2 protein-coding genes and 1 pseudogene are annotated in these 2,044 nt (G+C 70.1%); 2 read left to right on the top strand and 1 reads right to left on the bottom strand.

Going from position 1 to position 2,044, the window contains the following annotated elements; translation table 11 throughout:
• Nucleotides 1–206: 206 nt before the first annotated feature.
• Complete coding sequence (locus ACFYOY_RS49130) at nt 207–1,148, top strand: zinc-binding alcohol dehydrogenase family protein (RefSeq protein WP_388594647.1); 942 nt, start codon at nt 207–209, stop codon at nt 1,146–1,148.
• 31 nt (nt 1,149–1,179) lie between these two features.
• Nucleotides 1,180–1,773 carry a TetR/AcrR family transcriptional regulator gene (locus tag ACFYOY_RS49125; RefSeq protein WP_388594644.1) on the top strand — a complete coding sequence of 198 codons (594 nt, stop codon included), beginning with the start codon at nt 1,180–1,182 and terminating at the stop codon, nt 1,771–1,773.
• 21 nt (nt 1,774–1,794) lie between these two features.
• On the opposite strand, the pseudogene ACFYOY_RS49120 reads toward ACFYOY_RS49125, so the two are convergent.
• Nucleotides 1,795–2,044, bottom strand: a pseudogene (locus ACFYOY_RS49120) (hypothetical protein); the annotation flags it as partial.

The raw sequence follows: 2,044 nt of genomic DNA, 5'->3' as shown, positions 1-2,044 counted from the left end.
TGGGGTCCCTCGCCTCTCCCGCTTCGTCGGGGATGCCGGCCGAGTGGCCCGGCGGTATTGCTGGGGTGCGGGATGCCGCTGGCACCGACGAAGCCGGCGGCAGCGATGTTCTGTTCGGCGCGGCCCGTTCGCCGCCGCCTCGACGGCATGAGTGCCTGAGTGTATCGTTCCGATTCGGATCGGAACGTATTGAGAGGTGGGTCACTGTGCGGGCAGCGGTCGTGCAGCCGTCCGGGGCGCTTGGCGTGATCGACGTGCCGCAGCCGGCACCCGGGCCCGGCCAGGTACTCGTCGAGGCCGACGTGATCGGCGCGGGCTATGTCGACGTCATGCTCAGCCGAGGCGAGTACCGGGGCATCCCCGGCCCGGGCTCCGTGCCAGGGGTGGAAGTCGTCGGCCGAGTACAGGCGGCCGGACCGGGTGCGCCCGGCGATCTGGTCGGTCGGCGGGTACTGGCCATACCCGCCCTCGGCGGTTACGCCGAGCGAGTCGTCGTCGACGCGGACCGGGTCCTGCCGGTGCCGCAGGAGGCCGACTCCGCCGAGGCGGTCGCGCTGGGCGTGAACGCGCTCGTCGCCGAGATCGCGCTGCACCGAGCGGGGACGGCGGCAGGTGAACACGTTCTCGTCCGCGGTGCGGGCGGCGGAATCGGTTCGCTGGCAACACAGATCGCATCCGCTCGTGGAACCGAGGTCACCGCGGTCACTTCCTCAGCGGCCCGTGGCGAGCGTCTGCTGGAGTTGGGCGCCGCGCGGATCGTGGACCGGACCGCCTCCGCCGTCCCCGACCAGACCTACGACGTGATCGTGGACACGGTCGCGGGCCCGGACATGGGCCGGTACCTGAGACTATTGCGCGACAACGGACGCTATGTGATGTGTGGCGGCGCCGGTGGTGCTCCGGGCGAAGACCTTCTCTCCACGCTGCTGAACGATTTCCACAAGTCGCCCACGCTGCTGGCGTTCAGTCTGAACTCGGTGACACCACAGGAGTTGCGACGCTCCTGGCAGGAGATCACGGAGCTGTGGACCGAGGGCCCGCTCTCGCCCGTGCTCCATCAGCGTCTTGCCCTCACCGACGCCGAGCACGCCCTGGAGCTGCTGGAACGCGGAACGCCGTTCGGCAAGGTGGTGCTGCTTCCTCGGTAAGGTGGGCGGATCACGGCAGCAGGGAGGTGTGATGCCACGCCGACGCGACGAGCGTATCGACCGCGCCGTGCTGGCCGCGGTGTCCGAACTGGTCCGGGAGGTCGGCTACTCGGCGCTGACCATGGAGGCCGTCGCCGCCCGCGCGGGCACCACCAAGCCGGCCATCCGCCGCCGCTGGAAGAGCCAGCAGCACCTGGTCGTCGCGGCCATGGCGCACGAACGGGTCGGCGTCGTGGAGATCGACACCGGCTGCCTGCACTGCGACATCATCGGGCACCTGGAGGCGCTGCGCGTCGGCATGGCCGATCCCGCCCTCGGGCGCGTGATCCCCGCACTGCTGGCCGACCTCGCCACCGATCCCCAGCTGCACGAGGAATTCCTCGCCATCGTCTGGGAACCCCGCAGGAATGCCTGCGTGGTCTCCCTGCGCAGAGCGCAGGAACGGGGCGAGGTAAAGCAGCTCGATATTGACCTCCTGCTGGACCTGTTCGCTGCGCCCATCGTCTTCCGGGCGTTGTTTCGCCATGCCGAGCTGGGGCCGGACTTCGCCGAACGCGTCACCCATGCCCTGCTCGTCGGGGTGGGGGACACCAGGGCGTCCTACTGCACGCACCCAGCTGGTTAGAGGGCGTTTTCGGCTCGAGGATCAATCGAACCGTGATTGATCATGGCCCGGTCGTGGCGGCAATCGCGTTGACAGATCCCCACGACCGGTACGCGGCCTGCGCGCATCCGGCGGCGCCACCCCCAGACGGCGCCACGGGGCCCGTACGGCGAGCTCCATCAGCCCGAACGTCCGCCGCCCGTCCGCACGGCGCAGTTCGTCGTCCACGGGCGTGGTGAGCCGGTCCCACCAGCCGGTGCTCGGGCTCAGCGGATAGCGATAGGCCCACCCC

The organism is Streptomyces sp. NPDC007875 (assembly GCF_042868035.1).
In the GTDB taxonomy this organism is placed as follows: domain Bacteria; phylum Actinomycetota; class Actinomycetes; order Streptomycetales; family Streptomycetaceae; genus Streptomyces; species Streptomyces antimycoticus.
This window is presented reverse-complemented; position numbering and strand designations above follow the sequence as displayed.